This window comes from Chitinophaga terrae (ex Kim and Jung 2007), assembly GCF_900107795.1.
In the GTDB taxonomy this organism is placed as follows: Bacteria; Bacteroidota; Bacteroidia; order Chitinophagales; family Chitinophagaceae; genus Chitinophaga; species Chitinophaga terrae.
The window spans coordinates 14,995-33,953 of record NZ_FNRL01000021.1 but is presented as its reverse complement, the minus strand read 5'-3'; the positions used below and the strand labels follow the sequence as shown (position 1 = coordinate 33,953).

The window sequence follows — 18,959 nt, the reverse complement described above, 5'->3', positions numbered from 1 at the left end:
AAAAAATGAAAGCAATATTTAAAAGTCTTTTGGCAATGGTTTGTTTGATAGCCTTTAATGCCACTACGAATGCACAGCAGGTTGCATCCAATACAAGCAAATTAAGCATGGGTAAGGTAGAACCTTACGAAATGCAGGTAACGTACAATAAAACCTCCCATCTGATATTTCCGGCAGCTATCCGTTATGTGGATTTGGGCAGTGAGTATCTTATCGCAGGCAAGGCAGAAGATGCCGAAAACGTGTTGCGTATAAAAGCCACCGTTAAGGATTTTACGGAAGAAACCAATTTTTCGGTGATTACCGATGACGGGCGTTTCTACAACTTCAATGTTTATTACAGTCCATATCCTGCAACGCTGAATTACGATTTACTGACCATGCAGAAAGCATCAGACAGGGAAAACGGAAACGATGTGTTGTTTGAGGAATTGGGGAGCAACTCGCCATCGCTGGCCGGGTTGCTTATGGAAACCATTTACAAAAAAGATAAAAGGATTGTAAAGCACATCGCTTCTAAAAGCTACGGTATTCAGTTCTTATTGAAAGGTATCTATGTCCATAACGGCAAATTCTATTTCCATACGGAACTGCGCAATTCAAGCAATGTACCGTTTAACATTGACTTTGTGAGTTTCAAAGTCGTGGATAAGAAAGTGGCAAAGCGTACCGTAGTGCAGGAAAAGCCCATGACACCACTGCGTATGTATAAGCCACTGACGGAAATTGCTGGCAATACTACTGAACAAAATGTATTCCTGCTCGACCAGTTTACCATTACCGATGATAATGTGTTGGTCATTGAAATCTTTGAAAAGAACGGCGGCAGACAACAGACTTTGCAGGTAGAAAATTTCGACCTCGTACACGCAAAGCTGGTAAACGCCATGCACCTAAAGATTAATTAACCAAAACGTAAAAGAACAATGATAAAATACATTTTTACCGTGATGCTTGCGGTGTTGAGCATTACAGCTACACAGGCACAAAGAATGACACCCGGACAAAAAGGACTGGAAGTAAACGCCGGATTGTTGTCTAAAGAAGTAAAGGACAATTACTTCTTGAATTTGACCATGACCGTAAACAGCAGGGGCGGAAATTACTGGATATGGGGTGCAGAATATACCCACCAATTCGCCGATTACAGGACGTTACAGATACCGCTGGAAACCTACACGGGTGAAATGGGTTTCGCTCTCCAGCTTTTAGGTGATGCGAGAAAGACAGTAACGCTAAATGCAGGGCTTAGTGCTGTTGCCGGGTATGAAACCATTAACCGGAACGAAGCAACGCTGTACGATGGCTCTAAAATCCTCGACAAAGACCATTTTGTTTACGGAGCCGGAGGGCGTTTGTCCTTTGAAACCTATTTGTCTGACAGGTTTGTGCTGCTCCTGCAAGGTCGTACCAAAGTTTTATGGGGTACGGATTTAAAACAATTCCGCCCATCGGCAGGCGTTGGGCTAAGGTTTAACTTTTAAAAAGAACAACAATGAAACGATTTTTGAATAGAAACAATTTTTTGTGGCTGTTTCTCCTGGTCATTACCAGTTGCACCATATTGTCATCCTGCAATAAGGATGAACTCGACATACAGCAGAACTATCCGTTTGAGGTAAAGGTGATGCCCGTTCCGGGAGATGTGTCGAACGGGCAGACCGTTGAAATAAGGGTAACGGTTGAACGGAGCGGTAATTTCAACGATGCAAAATACTTTATCCGCTATTTTCAATATGACGGGCAAGGCACATTGCGGTATTACAACGAACCGCCGTATATGCCGAATGATTTGTATCAGCTTCCCGCTACACAGTTCCGGCTGTACTACACTTCACAGTCTGCCGTATCACAGTCGTTTGATATTTGGATAAGCGACAATTTTGGGAATGAAAAACAGGTGAGTTTTCAGTTTAATAATAAGGATTAGGAAGTGATTGTGTCAATCGAAAAATAGAAGTCGTCCGACCACAAAAAGTCGGGCGACTTTTTGTTTTGTAAAATGAGTTATGACAGCTTTGCAAAATACTCTGTTGCTATATTGCTAACCCCCACGCTAAAATATTTTTTGCTACTGCCTAATGCTTTTACAGCAGTTACAATCTCATCAGGGTCGGCGTATTTCAGTACATAGCCCGATACTCCCGTTTCCAGCATTTCTGTAACACTGTCCTCGTCATCGTTCGTACTTGACATTAATACATTCAAATCGGGATGTCTTTCGAGCAACAATTTAGCTGTTACAAAATCTTCCTCTACGATACAAACATCGGGCAGACCATCGGTCGATATTCTTTCGAGTGCTTGTTGTTCGTTACTCGCCTCAAACAACAACGTAAAGCCGGAGTTTTTAAGTTGCTTTGCTGACATATCTCGGAGTTGCACATTGTCGTCAATGACTGCTACCCGAATTGCATTTTTGTTTTCTTTTGCAGTGTCCATAATATCCGTTTTTTAATTGCGGATGCCTGCACAAAAAAGAAGCGTAGGCAACCACACTTATCGACATTAAGGCACTGGTACGCCTCTCTCCGAATAAGCGAGCGCCCACGCCATAGCATGAGCGTTCTTACTTATTGCCTCGGAGAATTTAAAAATTACCAGTTTCTAATGTCGAGACCTAAAGCAAAAACACTTTAAGTATTTTCTATATTTTACATAGCAAAGATAACAATGTTGCCTCTTTTACACAACCAATCATTTACCTTTCTACGTGCTTACGATTTGTTAATGTAATTACGTTCCAATATTTCTAATATATCAGATTGCCTGAAGATGATTTTGCCGCCAATCTGCACATAAGGCAGGATATTGTCATCTCTGTACTGTTGTAAGGTGCGTTTACTGATATGTAATAGCTTACACAGGTCTTCACCCGACAAATAAATTTCACCGTTCATTACGGGGCGGTAGTTGTTCAATATTAATTCCAGCCGGGTGCGGAGTTCTTCAAACTTGCTTTTGTAGTAGGCTATTTCTTCCGCATCGCTATCAAAAAGTTCCATACTCATTTGTTTGCGGTTTGTTCATCGGGAGCAAGCAAACGCTGTACTTCCGATAATTTGTAGTAATTCTTTCGGTTCAGTTTTGAAAAAGGCAAAAACCCTTTGTCTTTGTATGATTGCAGGGTACGTTTGGTAATGCCCAACATGAGGCATACCTCCTGATTATCGAGCCACCGTTCCCCATTAAAAATTCCTACATACGCTTTGCTTGCATCAGTGGCAAGCTGTAGCAGCTCGTCCAGCTCTGTGGTCAGTTCTTTAAGAACAGACTTCGGTATTGCTATTACTTCCATAATCCTTTCCTCTCATTTTCACGTCAGAAATGGAAATTAGGAAAGGTTGTTAAGCGTATTCTAAATGCGGGTGTGTTTGGCTTTGAGTGGTACGGTTTGGCGCAAAAGAAAACGGCACAAGCCTGTAAAGACCTGTACCGTTATAAGATTGTGGGGGTTATTTATCGGGGCTTTTGCACCTCTATATTTTGGGATGTCTTTTCCTTTTTCTCTCTTGAATATACCCATAACGATAGCAACCCGAAAATAATCAAAGCATAGGCTATCCATTTACCTACACGTTCGATAAATTTAATAGCAACTGATTTTTCATAGCTGGAAAACCCTTCCGCTCCGGTGGGGCTTCTTCTGTAAAACTTCCTGCGGTTAATCCAATAACGCAATGCCAAGCCTGCTACCAAAAATATTATTCCTATGACTAATGATGATACCATAATTCACTGTTTAATTTAATAAAAATTATCCAATCCGTTATAAACAAAAATACAAAATATAAACGTGGGTGATTGTATGAAACGACCTAAGTATTACAGGACTGTTTCGCTTTTAACGATAACAATTTCTCATGTATGTCAGCCCAATAAGCCTGTCGTTCTTTGTCGCTTTCTGTTGGCGGGTCGTGCTGATATTCTTTATACCAGCCTGCTTGCTGAATGGCTTTTTTGAGGTCTGTAACTTCAATCCATTCTCCTTTTTTATCTCTTATTTTCATTGTCTTTGATTTTAACAGGCAACCGCCATAACAGGCGGTCGCCTGTGGTTATTATTACCAATCTTCCTTTATGGGGTTGGGATTGGGCTGTATTAACTCCATATTATCCCATACATAGTTGAAAATTTCCTGTATGTCTTTGTCAGAAAGTTTACGGAGTAGAATTGCGTGTCGGTAATCGTCGTATATCTCTATTTCACGATTTGGAAAACTGCCTGTTGCAATTTTGCACGCACTTCGTCCGCTTCTTATACATAGATGCAGTGAGCTATCGCTCCAACCCTCATAACCGAGTATAAGCGTTTCATCTAAAGGAACTGCACCGGGCAAAGCCCTGTTAACGGTGGGGTCTGTGAATGTTAATTTTGCAAGACGATTGCAATGTGGCATACCTTCATGTTCTGCCATTTTGTTGGCAAACAATACCTGCTCAATAGCACCTTTGGGGTTCTCTATACCAAATAGCAGGGTTTCAATACTGTATGAGATTTTATTTTTCATCGCTTATTTATTTGAGGTGATTTGTAATAGTTTTTCATTTCCGAAAAGCAGATGTATTGCCTGTTTTAAATCGGGGTTACAGTCTTCGGTGTCTGCATACTCAAGAAGGCAGTGTACAGCAAAAAGTGAATTGTGTCCGTCAAAAAGATGGTCGGCAAACCAGCTTGGGCGTTTCCATAATTGGCGGTCGTTTTTTCCGATTGCCTTGTGTGCATTCTCTACAAGCCTGTACCAAAATTCTGCTGTAAAAAATCCCTTTTGATACCAGCCCTCACGAAAGGCGATTTCATTTTGCTGAAAGTAGTCACATTGCTTTTCTATTGCGTTTTGAATGTTCTGTAATTCTTCGGGGAACAGTTTGCTAAGTAGTGTTCCTTTATCCAAATTGTCCATTTTGTTTAATGCTTTCATTGTATTTATTTTTTTGATTTATTCGGTATGGTGGGGAGGTGCTGTTTCGTTTCTTTACCATTTCCAATGCTTTTAATTTTCATGTCTGACATTTTTTTTATTCGTCTAAGGAGCCGGAGTATGCTATGTTTCGTTTCACGAGCATAAAAGGTTAGTGTTTAGGCGACACAAGGTTTTGGGAAAAAATACTACCCAAAGGGTGGAGATTTTTTTTCAAACTTGCATGACCTTTTGTCGCCGTTAAGAACACGGAAATACCTTTGCTCTTGAAACGGAACAATAAAGCATACTGGCTTCTTGGATAAAAAAACATGGGTGGAAGCCATAAAAATTGCATTGTATAAATGGTTCTAAATGGGGTAGAAATTTTACTTCTAACTCACTGAATTTCTAAAAATCGTTTTTGATGCGTGTGGCTGCGAAAGCCACATAAAGGATATTGGAAAATGATTGCAAAGGATGTGGGTGGGCATTTTTCAATAGTCTTTATCGGCAAAACCCGACAAAGCTCTTTTAAGGGAAAGGATGTGCGCGGAGGATATTAAATGTGCTTTGAGGTAAAAAATATGGAAATAAAAAAGCAGGATGATTAAATCCTGCTTACTGTACGTTTAATTATTGCGTATTTTATTGTAATTAGTTGATTTTTAAACAAATAAATATCATTTTACTTCATCTAAAAAGGTTAAAAGCGGTATAAGGTGTTCGACTGTAATCCCTTTCAGCCCGCAAAATGTTGGAAGCCTTCGGATGAAGTCCGGAGGCTTTTTTGTTTTGGGTAGTCTTTGCGCTAACGATTTTGACTGTAACAGGTCCGGTGGTTGGCCTCCCTGACTCTCCGCAAAATGTTGGAAGCGTTTGGATTATGTTTTGTTTTGGGTAGTCTTTGCGCAAACGATTTTAACTGTAACAGGTCCGGGGGTACAAATCCCTGACCCTCCGCAAAATGTTGGAGCGTTTGGATGAAGTCCGGAGGCTTTTTTGTTTTGGGTAGTCTTTGCGCAAACGATTTTAACTGTAACAGGTTCCGGTGGTTCGACTTCCCTGACTCTCCGCGAAATGTTTAAGCCTTTGGATGCTATTTCTATCGGCAACTACCAGTTTATACCAACCAAAGGCCTGTTAGTGTATGATTCAGAGAATATTTCCCTAACGGCTAAAGAACGAACCCTCTTGAATATCTTTCTGAAACAGGTTAACCAGGTGATCGATCGCAACCTCTTACTAAAAGAAGGATGGGAAGATGAAGGGGTGATCACAGGGCGGAGCCTTGATATGTATGTGTCCAAGTTGCGTAAAAAATTGCAGAAAGACGCCAGTATAAGCATCAAAAATGTACATGGAAAAGGCTATAGCCTGAATATAGATCAAGATCTACGGGTCCGGTGATCGTCGGGAGGCTTTTAATGTTTAGGCAGTCTTTCCATTACCACTTATATCCCTTACGAATTATTTCGCTTAGATCTCTTTGGAGAAGAAGAATGCTGTTTCAACAGAGCAATGAATCCCATCAAATCTGATTCATATTTTGAATCAGATTGCTTAGGCTGCTGTCGATCGTTATCAGCCTTAAGGTCTTTAATATTTGTATATCGAGTAAGCTTCTTCATAGCACACTACGAAGATAAAACTTTTGACCCAAACCTTGGCGATCTGTTTCTCTGGCCGGTTTAACACAGCTGTCGGAAGATTATTCAGGTAATAAATTAAAAAAAATAAATAAATCTCCTAAAATAAGCTCGAAAGTTATCGCCTTTCGCCCTAACAGCCTTCTGATAGGCTTCCTGTTTAAGCAGTCTTTTCCCCTTACCCGCTATCTTTTCTTGGTTAACCCTTGATCTGTAACAACCATACTCCTCAGGTCCATATTATTACTGCTTAGAAAACGTTGCTGAACGGCATCGGAATCAAGTTTCATTTGCCTTTTATCCCCGGCTTTGCGCGAACCTTCATAGGGTTCATTGGCAAAGATCAGCTCATAGATCATATATTCTGCCGCCACCTGTTTTTGCCGGTTGTTCCAGGCAGACGGACGAATGGTCTGCGCCACCTGACGGCGTACTGCCTGGATCATGGCGGTGGAAGGGTTGGCGCTCTGGCCATTGGCTATGCGCCACATCCCCAGAATGTAGGCTGTGAAAGCATCGGCATAATTATGCTGTACATCAAGCCCCAGTGAGTTTAGCAGTTTTATGTAAGCAGGAAACGGAGAATATTGGTTCAGGGCTTTTTCAAGGTTCTGCCCTGAAATGGGGTTTTTCTTTTTCAAATTGTCAACGATCGTCTGTTTTACCTCAATCGACGTTTGACCGTCTGGTACGATCCGGAAAACACTGGCATTGGGAGGCAGACCGACTTTCCCGGCCGTATTTCCCGATGGTTTCTTTTTTGTGTTGGCATAGGCAAGATCATTAATAATGTTTTGATTCACGAAAGACTGGATCGTGTTATTATACAGCATATTATTCTGGGCGATCATCATGGTCGCTCCGGGGTCATACTGCCCATACCCTTCATTGATGCCTAGAATGCATAGTATGAGCGTTAGCCAATGCAACTTTTTCATAATTCTGCAGGAGTTTCTTTAAAAAAGATCAGGACAATTGAACAGTTTTAAAATAGTTTGCCAGCCAATTGCACTGAGATTAGGTACCTGGCCCTTACGATAGCAATAGACCAAAGATTTTTCACTGGGCCATACTATACAAAAAAATATAAAATTGAGCACCGGAACAATAGCGGAAAACATTGATTTTTTTCCCGGGTTTTCCCTGGATTTTCGCCTAAGCAAGCTTAGCCGTTAGAGTAGGCTTTATTCTGATCATCCTCATATCCCCATTTTCTGATTTTAGAACGATTCGACAAAAAACTGAACAGAATGTAAGAGAGATATTTTCTTTCTTCGCACGACTCCGGTCTCAAAGCTGCGTCAGCGCGTTTACAGTTAAGGGATATGAAAGCATCGGGACCGTTGTACTTAGCCTCGCATAATCACTAAAATTTAAATAAGTCAACTAGAAAGCGTTATGAGTAAATTATTTTTATCGTTGCTGGCAATTATATCTTTCCAATTTCTATCTGCCCAGCAAAATCCTCTGACCAAATTTCCCAAAGGCGCGGCGCCCGACGAGGTAGGCAAACGATTGGCCTATCACTTCGTCGACGGCCGGCATGAACTCTATGCAGGACGGTATATTCACTATGCGGAAGTTTGCAGCTGGAACGGCGCGCTGGACTATGCTGTAAAAACAAAAGACCAAAAGCTGATCAAACTGTTGCAGGATAAATTCGAACCCTTCTTCGGCAGGGAAAAACCATTACTGCCCCCTATGAACCACGTCGATTATAATATGTTTGGCAGTATTGCACTGAAACTCTACCAGGTAACAAAAGACGAGCGATATAAGAAAATGGGACTTGCCTATGCCGATTCGCAATGGGAGCTGCCGAAGGATGCAAAACCGGATGAAAAAGCCTGGGCTGATAAAGGGTATTCCTGGCAAACCCGTTTATGGATCGACGATATGTATATGATCACCGTTGTGCAGATCGAAGCCTATAAAGTAACCGGCGATCGCAAATATATCGATAGGGCGGCAAAGGAAATGGTACATTACCTTGATGAGCTGCAACGACCTAACGGTCTTTTCTACCACGCTCCGGATGTACCATACTACTGGGCAAGAGGCGCAGGTTGGATGGCGGTAGGCATGCCCGATCTGCTTCGTGAACTGCCTAAAGACCACAAAGATCGCGCACGTATCATGCAAGGCTATCTTACTATGATGAAAAGCCTGAAAGAACACCAAAGACCTAACGGCATGTGGAACCAGCTTATCAATGAACCGGAGTTCTGGCCTGAAACATCCGGTACAGCTATGTTTACCTATGCTTTTATTGCAGGCGTCAAACAAGGATGGCTGGATGCCGCTGAATATGCGCCGGCTGCGCAAAAAGCATGGAACACTATGGTTTCCTACATCGATGAGCGTAATAATGTGACCGAAGTTTGTGTTGGCACTGGCAAAAAGAATGATAAACAGTATTACCACGACCGCCCGCGTAATGCCGGCGACCTTCACGGCCAGGCGCCCTACCTGTGGTGCGCCACGGCACTTTTAGAAAAATAGGTTGAATAGCTTGATATAACCGTTGGTGCTATAGCCTTCTTGTAAGGCTGGTAGCGCCAACGGTTCCCTTTACCTGCGACCTGGTTTAAATCCCCCTTTACCTCCCGGTTTTTGGAACGATTCGACAAAAAGTTGAATAAAACGTACGGGAAAAGAATTTTTACTTCGTACTACAATATTAAGATGAATGATTATCCACGAAACAGACCACGTAGATCAGGTGTGTAGTTAGCTGCTGGCCTATTGCCATACTGTATTGGGTATAGATAGGGCTTCCGGTTTCTCGTCAATGAATATTCCACTTATGAGAAGCTCAAATACTACTCCCTAAGACGAATCATAGAAAAGCATTGGCGGTGCTGCATTGCAAGCATTGCCGCTGCAACCATGAACCTCAACAGAGGTGTTTATCATCATTGTTATGACTCCACGTTCAACAATGCCAGGACGAGTATAAACCAATAAATTTCACCGCGATAACTAACTGATCATTATGGAGAAAAATTGTACAAAAACAAAGAAAAGCCCTACCTCTTCTTTGTATAAGAGGCGCGTACCCAAACTATTTGGGGCCTTATTGTTTTTGCTATTTCCCTTTTTTGCCCATGCACAGCAACAAACTATAACCGGCAGGGTTACTGACTCCCTTGGCAACGGAATTGCCGATGTTACAATTGCCGCTAAGGGAACAACAGTGATTGCAAAAACAGATGCCTCCGGGAATTTCAGCATCCAGGCGGGTAAAGGCGTGCCGCTCAGGGCCTCGCACGTAAGCTATATCAGCAGGGAGGTAATGCCAAATGGAAAGCCTTTGATCATTGTACTGCAACAGGCGACCAACGATCTGAATAACGTGGTCGTTATCGGGTATGGTACCATGAAGAAAAAGGACCTTACAGGGGCAATAACTTCTATCCGACCCAATAAAATTGCAGACGAAAATCCTAAAACTGTACAGGATATCATACGGGGAACGCCCGGCGTAAGCGTAGGTTTTGACCCTTCCGCCAAAGGAGGAGGTACCATACGGATCAGGGGCCAGCGTTCTGTTTATACAGATGGCGGCCATAATGATCCATTACTGATACTGGACGGTATGATCTTTTATGGAGAATTGTCTGAAATCAATCCTGATGACATCGAACAGATAGATATCCTTAAAGACGCATCGGCGGCCGCAATTTACGGGGCAAAATCTGCTAATGGAGTATTGATCATCACTACAAAGAAGGGAAAAAAAGGAAAGCCTACCATCAACCTGACAACCAATTTTGGCCTCTCCGATATGGCGGCAAACCGGAGGGTTTTTGGCCCCGAAGGTTATATGCAATACCGGCAGGACTGGTACACGGCTGCTACCTACGGCGTCAATTCAGCAACAGGCGCCTATGAACCTTATATATCAGAATCGGCAACCGCAGGCAAACCGGGATATTATGAAAGACCAACTGATGAAATGCTGAATAAATACGGTATCACCCTCGACGAATGGAGGGCCTATTCAACCAATACGCCTGAGGCAAGCGATAACGAAATATGGGCCAAACGTTTAGGTCTTCAATTCACAACATTAGACAATTACCTGAAAGGTAAATCCTTCGATTGGTATGACCACAGCTTCCGTAAAGGTTTTAACCAGGATTATAACCTCAGCGTATCCGGCGCCAGTGATAAAATAAACTATTATTTGTCTGCCGGCTACCTGTCTAACCAGGGAGTGGTTGTGGGCGATAACTACAGGGCAGTACGGTCTAACCTGAAAGTGGACGGCAAGGTCACCGATTGGCTGGATATCAGCGCCAATGTGAATTTCCAGGACAGGTCCGACGGTAATATCGCGGTTAACTGGGGCTCACAGATCATTAATAACAGCCCTTTTGCCGCCTACAGGGATGAGAATGGAAACCTGGAAGTGCATCCAATGGGCGACGAAATGACAGCCAGCAAAGGATATAATTTTGATTTCAATAAACAGTATATGAAACTTGAAAGAGGCTATACTGTTCTGAACACTATCGTTTCTGCCAAAGTAAAGCTCCCTTTTAATATCAAATACTCCTTTAACGTTTCTCCAAGGTATCAATGGTACTATAACCGGTATTTCGAATCGGCCGAGCATCCGGATTGGCTGCCAATTAACCGGGGAGTAGACAGGAACTGGGGCAAACGTTTCGACTGGTCCCTGAACAATACCCTCAGCTGGGAACAGACCTTTGCAGATAAACATAAACTGAGTGTAACCCTGGTCCAGGAAGCAGAAGAGAGGCGTTATTGGAGCGATGTTATTAATGCTCGCAATATCCTGCCAAGCGATGCGCTGGGATTCCATGAAACCGGGACGGGCGACCCGCTTTACAGCAGTTTCAATACCGACGATTCTCATGAAACTGCCGATGGTATGCTGGCCCGCTTGTTTTATTCGTACGATGACCGGTATATGTTAACGGCTTCAGTACGCCGCGACGGCTATTCTGCTTTCGGTACTTCCAATCCCCGTGCGACCTTCTTTTCAGCAGCGCTGGCCTGGACATTTACCAATGAAAGATTTTTTAATTGGAGCCCGCTGAGCAACGGTAAACTGCGTTTGTCGTACGGCCAGAACGGGAACAGGTCGCTGGCTAATCCGTATATCGCGCTGGCCAATCTTGCAAACGGCGCAACCACACAGGGCTACGTAGATGCAAGCGGCAATTATGTGCAGTATTACTATCTGAGGATCGATCGCATGGCTAACCCGCATTTGCAATGGGAGAAAACGACGGCGTATAATATCGGGCTGGATCTGGCTTTCTTAAATAACCGGATCACCACAACGCTCGATTATTATTATATGCCTACTACAGATATGATCATGAGCCAGTCGCTGCCCGACTTTTCAGGATTTACCAGCATCACTACCAATTTAGGGGAAGTGGAGAACAAAGGATTCGAAATTTCGGTCAACACGCAGAATATCAAAACCTCCAACTTCAGCTGGAATACTACTTTCGGGTTTTCGAAATATAAAAATACGGTGAAGCACCTGTATTACCGGTACGAAGATGTATTGGATGCTAACGGGAATGTAATATCGTCAAAAGAATCTGATGATATTTCCAATGGATGGTTTATCGGCAAACCGATCAGCGCTATCTGGAACTACCGCGTAACGGGCATCTGGCAGGTAGACGAAGCAGCGGAAGCTGCGAAATATGGGCAGCGGCCCGGCGATCCTAAAGTGGCTAATAATTATACGGCAGACGATATCAAAAATGCCGACGGAACTACAACGCCGGTTTACAATAACAAAGACAAGGAATTCCTCGGCCAAACCACGCCGCCTGTTATGTGGTCGTTGCGGAATGATTTTACCTATAAGAATTTCAACTTCTCTTTCAATATTTATTCTTACTGGGGCAATAAAAGCCTGAGTACTTCTTACCTGAACCAGGATAACAGCGTTTCGTTGGTTACATATAATGCGAATACATATAAAAAGGATTATTGGACGCTTGAACACCCGAGTGATTTCTTCGGGCGGCTGGATGCAAGAGGACCTTCCGGGGTCGCTGCCCCCAACAGGGTATTCGATCGTTCTTTTATCAGGCTCGATAACGTAACGCTCGGTTATGCACTGCCGCACAAGCTGATTTCGCGCGCAGGAATTGAAAACCTGAAAGTCTATGCTACGGTTCGCAACCTGGCAGTCTGGAAGAAAGATAAACACTGGGATTACTGGGATATAGAAACCGGTGATATCGCACCAAGGATTTACACACTTGGATTGAACGTGACGTTCTAAGATCCTGTTGGATGATACGTGGTTAAACCAAATAAAAAAGTAAAGATGAAAAATAGTTATATAACAAAAGTTCTCTGCCTGCTAACCGTATCAGCAATGATCGCCGCCTGCAGCAAGAATTATCTTAAACCGGATCCTTTGTCTTTTTATGAGCCGGAAACAACTTTCTCTACAAAGTCGGGCCTCGATGCTGCCATAGCGATGTGCGACAAGCATTTGCGAAGCTACTGGAGCTACATTACTACAAGGGATATTTCGGTTCCCATCAATTCCGAGTATATGTTGTCGGACATGGCGGTATCCGGGAAAACGGACGACGGAAGTATTTTTGCAGATGTAGCTACCCGCCTCACTCCAACGGATGGAATGTATACCAATGATGTGAACATGCTGAGCTACTTCTGGGGAGAAACTTATAACGGGATCAAGTATGCCAATACAATCACCTCGTATATTGATAAAGTGCCTGACCTGGATGAAGCTACCAAACGCGAATACATCGGAAGAGCATATTTTCACAGGTCGTTCCGTTACCTTGCCTTGTGCTTCCAGTTTAACAATGTTCCTTTGATCACCCAGATTCCATCTACCCCAAAGCAAAACTACAAGAGCACCAGCCGTGAAGCCATTTTGAAAATGATCACTGAAAATATGGAGGATGCGGTGCAATGGGTGCCTGATCAGTCGGCCATGTCTTATGTGGGAATGATTAACAAAGGCGCCTGCCGCCAGTTGCTGATCAAATGTTACCTTGCTACCGGGCAATGGGATAAAGCCATTGCGCAAGCCGATTCTTTGATCAACAGTTCCGGTTATTCGTTAATGACTTCCACGTTCGGAACATTTGAAAGCCCGCTGGAATCCACCTGGCATATTACGCGTAACGTGATATGGGACTTGCACCGCCCTGTGAACAAATGCATCGTGGCAAATAAAGAGACTATTCTGGCCATGCCCAACCGCGATGGTACCGATGCTGCAATAAAAATGCGTACGATGAGGAACTGGGGGCCGATGTGGAACATTTCTACCCTCGTTTCGCCTGCCGGGAAATTCATGCAGTGCTATGCTACCTCCAGCGGCTCTTACCGCGCAAACCTGGATTTCAACTCGGCGTTGGGCCGCGGTATTGCCATGATCAGCCCTACTTATTTTGCACAACATGAACTCTGGTATGTTAACGGGGTTAACGATACGGCGGATCTGCGCCACAACAGCAGGGTAGGCAACTGGGCAAGGATGGATTCCCTGAAATATAATGATCCCTCAGACGCCATGTATTTCGGTAAAAACCTGAGATTGTATAACGGTAACAAAATTTTATGTACCGATACCGTGCGCAACTGGTTCGACTGGCCGCATTATAAAGTTTTCGCCAATGACCCTGATCATATTGGCAATCCTGCAAGTAATAATAACAGGGGAGGAGCTGCCGACTGGTATTGCTACCGCCTTGCGGAAACCTACCTGCTTCGTGCCGAAGCCGAGTTCTATAAGGGAGATATTGCTGCAGCTACGGCAGATGTAAATACCGTAAGACGCAGAGCTAAATGCCAGCAACTCTACACTGCCGTTACAATTGGCGATATTGTCAATGAACGCGCCCGCGAATTATGGATGGAAGAATGGCGGCACATGGAGTTAAGCCGTATATCTTACAGCCTGGCTTTAAGCGGCAGGGCCGACGAGTGGGGTAATAGCTACAATGTGAATACCCTTTCAGACAATAGTTATTGGTATCAACGCATTCAACACTATAATAATTATTATAACAAAAACAAGATAACAGTAAAAGGCAGATCTTATACTATTGCGCCGCACAATATTTACTGGCCAATTCCACAATCGGCGATTGACGCCAACTTATATGGAAAATTGAGCCAGAATGCGGGATATAACGGCTATGCGCCGGGTGTTGAAATGTGGACAAAATGGGAAGATGCAGTTGCCGATGAGGTCAAAAATTAATATAAATATCATTGCCAGGAGGGTTTACTCTCTTGGCAATGAATCAAAATATTCGTTGGGCGTCATTTTAAAATACTTCTGAAAGTTCCGGCTAAAAAGGCTTTGTGAACTGTAACCTATCATCTTTGAAATTTCGTAAAACGAAAATTCGTTCCTGGCAATTAAGTTGGCTGCTTTTTTAAGCCGGGTAATATCGATCAACTCCTTTGGCGAGAGTGAGGATAGGGATTTGATCTTGCGGTACAAGGTAGTACGGCTCATAAACATATGTTCGGCAAGCATATCAATATCGATATTCGGATCTTTGATATTCGCTTTGATGTATTCATCCAGTTTCTTCAGGAAAGCTTCATCCGTTTTCGAATGCGCCATCACCCTTACATCCTCAAAAGGCGAGCTGGCAAAATGCTCCTTGATCTTACGACGGTTTTTAAGCAGGTTGGCTATCTGCACCTGCAACAATTCTGACGAGAATGGTTTTTGTATATATGCGTCGGCCCCTACTTCCAAACCTTCAATGTGTGCCTTATAGGTATTTTTAGATGTTAATAAGATGATGGGAATATGGCAGTATTCAACATTTGATTTAATTAACCTGCACAGTTCAAACCCGTCAATTCCCGGCATCATAATATCTGAAATGATCAGGTGAACAATTTCTTTGTCTAAAATGCTTTGAGCAATTTCCCCGTTGGCGGCAAGATGCAGCTTGTAAGAACCTCCCAATACTACAGATAAAAAATCCAGGATATCTTCGTTGTCATCAATAATAAGAATGCTTTCGGTCATACTATTTTATCTTTTTCCAACTGCTTAATTGAAATTCAAATTTTTGATGGATAGGCAGCCTCAGTTCAAATATAATTAAATCAGTTTCACCGGAAACCAACCGCAGAGACCCGTTGTGCAGATCGGTAAGCGATTTGGCTATGGATAGCCCGATACCTGTTCCCGGCTTATCATCTCCGCGAACCCTTATAAACGGCTCAAATATCTGATCCCGGAATTCGACGGGTATACCTTTGCCATCATTTTCAAAGGTAATAGTAAAATATTCATCAGATTCGTTCACCGCGTTTATGTTTACCGTAGCCCAGGTAGCCGCATATTTAACAGCATTCGATACTATATTGGTGCATATTTTAACAAGCGCCTCCCTGTCTACAAACGCCATAAAGTGTTTTTCAGGTATAACTACATTCAAACGGATATTTTTGCTTGCTGCCTGTTCCTTAAAGCCCGTGGCTACATCGGTTACCAGCCCCGGAATATCTGTTTTTACAAAGTTCAGGCTGAACTGATCCGCTTCTGTTTTCCTGAAATCTAGCAATTGACTGGCCAGCTCTATCAGGCGTTGGGTGTTTCTTTCAGCTATTTTGAGACTTTTCTTGACATCAGGATCATCGTCGAATTTTTTGCTTAACCATTCTATAGGTCCCGCAATCAGCGTAAGCGGGGTTTGTATCTCATGTGTGATATTGGTAAAGAATTCGATTTTCGCCTGGTATATTTCTTTCTCCTTTTCATGCTCAAATAACCGCAGTTTCGTAAGATTTTTACGCTCAAGGTATCGGCGGTATAAACGGTCTGTAATAAATATAACAGCAGCTAAAAGGAAGAGATATATAACATAGGCGACGTTGCTTTTCCAAAAAGGCGGCAGTATCCTGATAAACAGCCGCCGCTCCTTGCCCGTCCAGCTCCCGGTGTTGCTTTCTGCATGCACAATAAACTCATATGTCCCGGGGGTGAGATCGGTAAAATAGGCTCTGCGGTTAGTGTTGAGATAGGTCCACGGTTGGCCGATGCCTTTCATCAGGTATTTGTATCGTGTTGCTTCGGGCGACGAAAAGTTTAATGCGGCGAATTCGATACTGAAATTGTTCTGGTCGTATTTCAGTGTAATCGTGTCCGTATATAAAATAGATTGGGATAGCGGGCTGTTATGGCCGCCGGGTATTGCTTCTGTATTATTGATCTGGAACCCGGTAATATAGGTAGGGGGACTGTCTTCTTTTTGGTTAACCAGTGCGGGATCAAAAGCAATCATTCCTTTAACTGAGCCGAAATACATTTTGCCATCGGTATGTTTATAGGCCGAGTTATAATTGAATTGATCCGTTATCAACCCGTTGGCTTTTGTGAATACTTTTGCCTGTTCTGTGCGCAGGTCAAAGCAGATAAGGCCTTTGGAAGAGCTGATCCACAAATGTTTTGAATCGTCTTCGAGTATGCTGTACAATACATTACCGGGCAATCCGTTTGCCGTGGTATACCTTTTAATTGTTTTGCGGTCGCGGCCCAGCTTTATTAGCCCGCTGCCGGTAGTGGCAAACCATAAAGTATGGTTGCTGTCTTCAAAAATATTATAGACCGGGAATTCATTGATAGTTTTTCCTCTGGTAGTATCGCCAAACTTTAGGTTCCCATGCTGCCCGGTTTCAGGATTATAGTAAAAAGCGCCTTCTTTTACGCTGCCTGTCCAGATATTTCCTTCCGAGTCTTCAAATATATCATAAACATAGGTGTTGTATGGTATCTGGGGTATGCGTTTAAAAGTTTTCTGTTGCGGGTCATATTCGAACAGCCCCGCATGGCGATAGGCGGTACCAACCAACAGCTTGCCCTTTTTTGTCCGGTAGATTGAAATAACGAAATCACTTACCAGGCCTTTTTTATCACCAATCAGTTTAAACCTGTCTGTAACCAATCCTGTACGCGTGTCCATTATCTCCATACCCTGTAAAAAAGGGCCGATAAATAATTGGTTTCCCCAGGAAAGCAGACCATGTATATTGGAATAAGAGATGCTTCCTTTTTTGCCTGTGGCGGTATAGTTGGTAAATATCCCTGTTTTTAGATCCAGTTTGTTAATCCCTGCATCTTCAGTGCCGATCCATAGATGCCCGCTGGTGTCGGCGCATATTTCTCTGACTGCATTTCCTGAAATTGCGTTGGCGCCAGGCAGCGGGTAGTATTTTTCGAATCGCGCATTCACTTTCGAATAATAGTTTAAACCACCGAAAAAAGTACCGGCCCACATGCCGCCCTGGTTGTCCCTGCATATTGCATAAACGGCATTGTCGGCCAGGGCATAGGGATCGCCGGGCCGTTTTGTCAGGCTTATACTTTTGTCAGTGGCCCGGTCGTAGATATAAATTCCTGATTCGGTAGCTATCCAATACCTCCCGTCGTTACCCGCTGCAATATCGCGAACAAATATGCTTTTATTTTTGTCGGCGTCCAGGGATAATGATTTAACGGCGTGGGTTTTGGTATCGTAGCTTTTTAACCCATGTTTAAAACAACCTAATAATAGCTCGCCATTGCCAACAGGAAATATTTTGCTGACAGACCGCTCATTGGCAGGGAAATTTTTTTCAACGATCCTTATCCTGTTATCTGTTTTTGAGTTGGGGTTGTAAATACGGATATTACCGTCATCATCTCCTAACCATAAATTCATACTTGAATCCAGCGCCAGACAGGAAGCTTTTACTTTCAGATGCTCTACCCGGTTTTCTGCCTGTATGTATTTGTAGAGAGAAAACTGGATGAGGAACCATAGGTTATTATCCTTGTCTATTACCACATTGTTCGTATATTCTTTCGGAACTGTTTCCAGCTCGGTGAGCACTTCCTTGTAGGGGTCATATTTAAAAATACCTTTGCCGGTCGCTATCCAGATCATCTTATTCCTGTCTTCTGCTATGCAATTGATAACATCATTTCCCAGGCTGCCGAATTTGTCGTTATTGTTTTTGTATGCTTTGAAAGAATAACCGTCAAAACGGTTTAACCCGCCGCGGGTTCCTACCCATATCAGACCCTTGCTGTCTTGTATTACAGCAGTTACGGCATTGTGTACCAATCCATCATCTACCTGGTAATGTTTAAAGTAGTATTGCCCATAACATGGAGAAATGGCGGCCAGTAATATTGAATTCAATAAAAGAATATACCCGAGGAGTTTCATAATACTGAATTCAAATATAAATAATGATATAGGAAACTGCAGGCATTAAAGTGAAATTGGGATAAACGGCGTTGCGGATGCCGTTCCGTTTTTTTTATTTAAATATTCTACGTATTAAACTATATTTTATATATTGCTGAAATATACACCATAAGCTATACTTTCAATTATCTAAAAAATTA

At 43.0% G+C, this 18,959-nt stretch carries 17 protein-coding genes; 7 read left to right on the top strand and 10 right to left on the bottom strand.

Annotated features, from left to right (window positions below; translation table 11 throughout):
- Positions 1-5 precede the first annotated feature (5 nt).
- The 3 genes from traN to BLV62_RS19790 are packed head-to-tail and all read left to right on the top strand — an operon-like array spanning position 6 to position 1,930.
- Positions 6-908 (top strand): conjugative transposon protein TraN, encoded by a 903-nt coding sequence (gene traN / locus BLV62_RS19800; RefSeq protein ID WP_026773208.1) that lies wholly within the window; start codon positions 6-8, stop codon positions 906-908.
- 18 nt (positions 909-926) lie between these two features.
- Positions 927-1,484 carry a conjugal transfer protein TraO gene (locus BLV62_RS19795; RefSeq protein ID WP_026773207.1) on the top strand — a complete coding sequence of 186 codons (558 nt, stop codon included), beginning with the start codon at positions 927-929 and terminating at the stop codon, positions 1,482-1,484.
- 11 nt (positions 1,485-1,495) lie between these two features.
- Positions 1,496-1,930, top strand: a complete 435-nt coding sequence (locus BLV62_RS19790; RefSeq protein WP_037326507.1) for a DUF3872 domain-containing protein — start codon at positions 1,496-1,498, stop codon at positions 1,928-1,930.
- Positions 1,931-2,007: 77 nt separating this feature from the next.
- On the opposite strand, the gene BLV62_RS19785 is transcribed toward BLV62_RS19790, so the two are convergent.
- From BLV62_RS19785 to BLV62_RS19755, 7 genes are all read right to left on the bottom strand, one after another.
- Positions 2,008-2,442 carry a response regulator gene (locus BLV62_RS19785; RefSeq protein ID WP_026773205.1) on the bottom strand — a complete coding sequence of 145 codons (435 nt, stop codon included), beginning with the start codon at positions 2,440-2,442 and terminating at the stop codon, positions 2,008-2,010.
- 275 nt (positions 2,443-2,717) lie between these two features.
- Positions 2,718-3,005 carry a helix-turn-helix domain-containing protein gene (locus BLV62_RS19780; protein ID WP_026773204.1) on the bottom strand — a complete coding sequence of 96 codons (288 nt, stop codon included), beginning with the start codon at positions 3,003-3,005 and terminating at the stop codon, positions 2,718-2,720.
- Positions 3,006-3,007: 2 nt separating this feature from the next.
- The gene (locus BLV62_RS19775; protein WP_026773203.1) at positions 3,008-3,298 is read right to left on the bottom strand and encodes a helix-turn-helix domain-containing protein; all 291 of its coding nucleotides are present in this window, start codon (positions 3,296-3,298) and stop codon (positions 3,008-3,010) included.
- A gap of 161 nt (positions 3,299-3,459) precedes the next feature.
- On the bottom strand, positions 3,460-3,732 hold the full coding sequence (locus BLV62_RS19770) for a hypothetical protein (protein ID WP_026769742.1): 273 nt from the start codon (positions 3,730-3,732) through the stop codon (positions 3,460-3,462).
- 86 nt (positions 3,733-3,818) lie between these two features.
- Positions 3,819-4,010, bottom strand: coding sequence for a hypothetical protein (locus BLV62_RS19765; RefSeq protein ID WP_026769743.1), 192 nt, complete (start codon positions 4,008-4,010; stop codon positions 3,819-3,821).
- A 54-nt stretch (positions 4,011-4,064) separates the two neighbouring features.
- Positions 4,065-4,511 (bottom strand): hypothetical protein, encoded by a 447-nt coding sequence (locus tag BLV62_RS19760; protein ID WP_026773202.1) that lies wholly within the window; start codon positions 4,509-4,511, stop codon positions 4,065-4,067.
- 3 nt (positions 4,512-4,514) lie between these two features.
- Complete coding sequence (locus BLV62_RS19755; RefSeq protein ID WP_089763700.1) at positions 4,515-4,922, bottom strand: hypothetical protein; 408 nt, start codon at positions 4,920-4,922, stop codon at positions 4,515-4,517.
- Positions 4,923-5,981: 1,059 nt separating this feature from the next.
- Here BLV62_RS19755 and BLV62_RS19750 point away from each other — a divergent pair.
- Positions 5,982-6,311, top strand: coding sequence for a winged helix-turn-helix domain-containing protein (locus BLV62_RS19750; RefSeq protein ID WP_089763699.1), 330 nt, complete (start codon positions 5,982-5,984; stop codon positions 6,309-6,311).
- A gap of 424 nt (positions 6,312-6,735) precedes the next feature.
- On the opposite strand, the gene BLV62_RS19745 is transcribed toward BLV62_RS19750, so the two are convergent.
- Positions 6,736-7,488 (bottom strand): hypothetical protein, encoded by a 753-nt coding sequence (locus BLV62_RS19745; protein WP_089763698.1) that lies wholly within the window; start codon positions 7,486-7,488, stop codon positions 6,736-6,738.
- A 460-nt stretch (positions 7,489-7,948) separates the two neighbouring features.
- On the opposite strand from BLV62_RS19745, the gene BLV62_RS19740 reads away from it, so the two are divergent.
- The 3 genes from BLV62_RS19740 (at position 7,949) to BLV62_RS19730 (ending at position 14,801) form a co-directional block, all read left to right on the top strand.
- Positions 7,949-9,052, top strand: a complete 1,104-nt coding sequence (locus tag BLV62_RS19740) for a glycoside hydrolase family 88/105 protein (RefSeq protein ID WP_089763697.1) — start codon at positions 7,949-7,951, stop codon at positions 9,050-9,052.
- 577 nt (positions 9,053-9,629) lie between these two features.
- A complete protein-coding gene (locus tag BLV62_RS19735) occupies positions 9,630-12,833 on the top strand; it encodes a SusC/RagA family TonB-linked outer membrane protein (protein WP_225889593.1) in 3,204 nt (1,067 codons plus the stop codon).
- Between the two features lie 45 nt (positions 12,834-12,878).
- A complete protein-coding gene (locus BLV62_RS19730) occupies positions 12,879-14,801 on the top strand; it encodes a RagB/SusD family nutrient uptake outer membrane protein (protein ID WP_089763726.1) in 1,923 nt (640 codons plus the stop codon).
- Between the two features lie 24 nt (positions 14,802-14,825).
- Here BLV62_RS19730 and BLV62_RS19725 read toward each other — a convergent pair whose 3' ends face one another.
- The gene (locus tag BLV62_RS19725) at positions 14,826-15,590 is read right to left on the bottom strand and encodes a response regulator transcription factor (RefSeq protein WP_089763695.1); all 765 of its coding nucleotides are present in this window, start codon (positions 15,588-15,590) and stop codon (positions 14,826-14,828) included.
- A gap of 1 nt (position 15,591) precedes the next feature.
- Positions 15,592-18,750, bottom strand: a complete 3,159-nt coding sequence (locus BLV62_RS19720; RefSeq protein WP_258522439.1) for a ligand-binding sensor domain-containing protein — start codon at positions 18,748-18,750, stop codon at positions 15,592-15,594.
- Positions 18,751-18,959: the final 209 nt, after the last annotated feature.

Coding starts and splice junctions, on each gene's coding strand:
- traN (WP_026773208.1), top strand. CDS start 6: ATGAAAGCAATATTTAAAAGTCTTTTGGCAATGGTTTGTTTGATAGCC.
- BLV62_RS19795 (WP_026773207.1), top strand. CDS start 927: ATGATAAAATACATTTTTACCGTGATGCTTGCGGTGTTGAGCATTACA.
- BLV62_RS19790 (WP_037326507.1), top strand. CDS start 1,496: ATGAAACGATTTTTGAATAGAAACAATTTTTTGTGGCTGTTTCTCCTG.
- BLV62_RS19785 (WP_026773205.1), bottom strand. CDS start 2,442: ATGGACACTGCAAAAGAAAACAAAAATGCAATTCGGGTAGCAGTCATT.
- BLV62_RS19780 (WP_026773204.1), bottom strand. CDS start 3,005: ATGGAACTTTTTGATAGCGATGCGGAAGAAATAGCCTACTACAAAAGC.
- BLV62_RS19775 (WP_026773203.1), bottom strand. CDS start 3,298: ATGGAAGTAATAGCAATACCGAAGTCTGTTCTTAAAGAACTGACCACA.
- BLV62_RS19770 (WP_026769742.1), bottom strand. CDS start 3,732: ATGGTATCATCATTAGTCATAGGAATAATATTTTTGGTAGCAGGCTTG.
- BLV62_RS19765 (WP_026769743.1), bottom strand. CDS start 4,010: ATGAAAATAAGAGATAAAAAAGGAGAATGGATTGAAGTTACAGACCTC.
- BLV62_RS19760 (WP_026773202.1), bottom strand. CDS start 4,511: ATGAAAAATAAAATCTCATACAGTATTGAAACCCTGCTATTTGGTATA.
- BLV62_RS19755 (WP_089763700.1), bottom strand. CDS start 4,922: ATGAAAGCATTAAACAAAATGGACAATTTGGATAAAGGAACACTACTT.
- BLV62_RS19750 (WP_089763699.1), top strand. CDS start 5,982: ATGTTTAAGCCTTTGGATGCTATTTCTATCGGCAACTACCAGTTTATA.
- BLV62_RS19745 (WP_089763698.1), bottom strand. CDS start 7,488: ATGAAAAAGTTGCATTGGCTAACGCTCATACTATGCATTCTAGGCATC.
- BLV62_RS19740 (WP_089763697.1), top strand. CDS start 7,949: ATGAGTAAATTATTTTTATCGTTGCTGGCAATTATATCTTTCCAATTT.
- BLV62_RS19730 (WP_089763726.1), top strand. CDS start 12,879: ATGAAAAATAGTTATATAACAAAAGTTCTCTGCCTGCTAACCGTATCA.
- BLV62_RS19725 (WP_089763695.1), bottom strand. CDS start 15,590: ATGACCGAAAGCATTCTTATTATTGATGACAACGAAGATATCCTGGAT.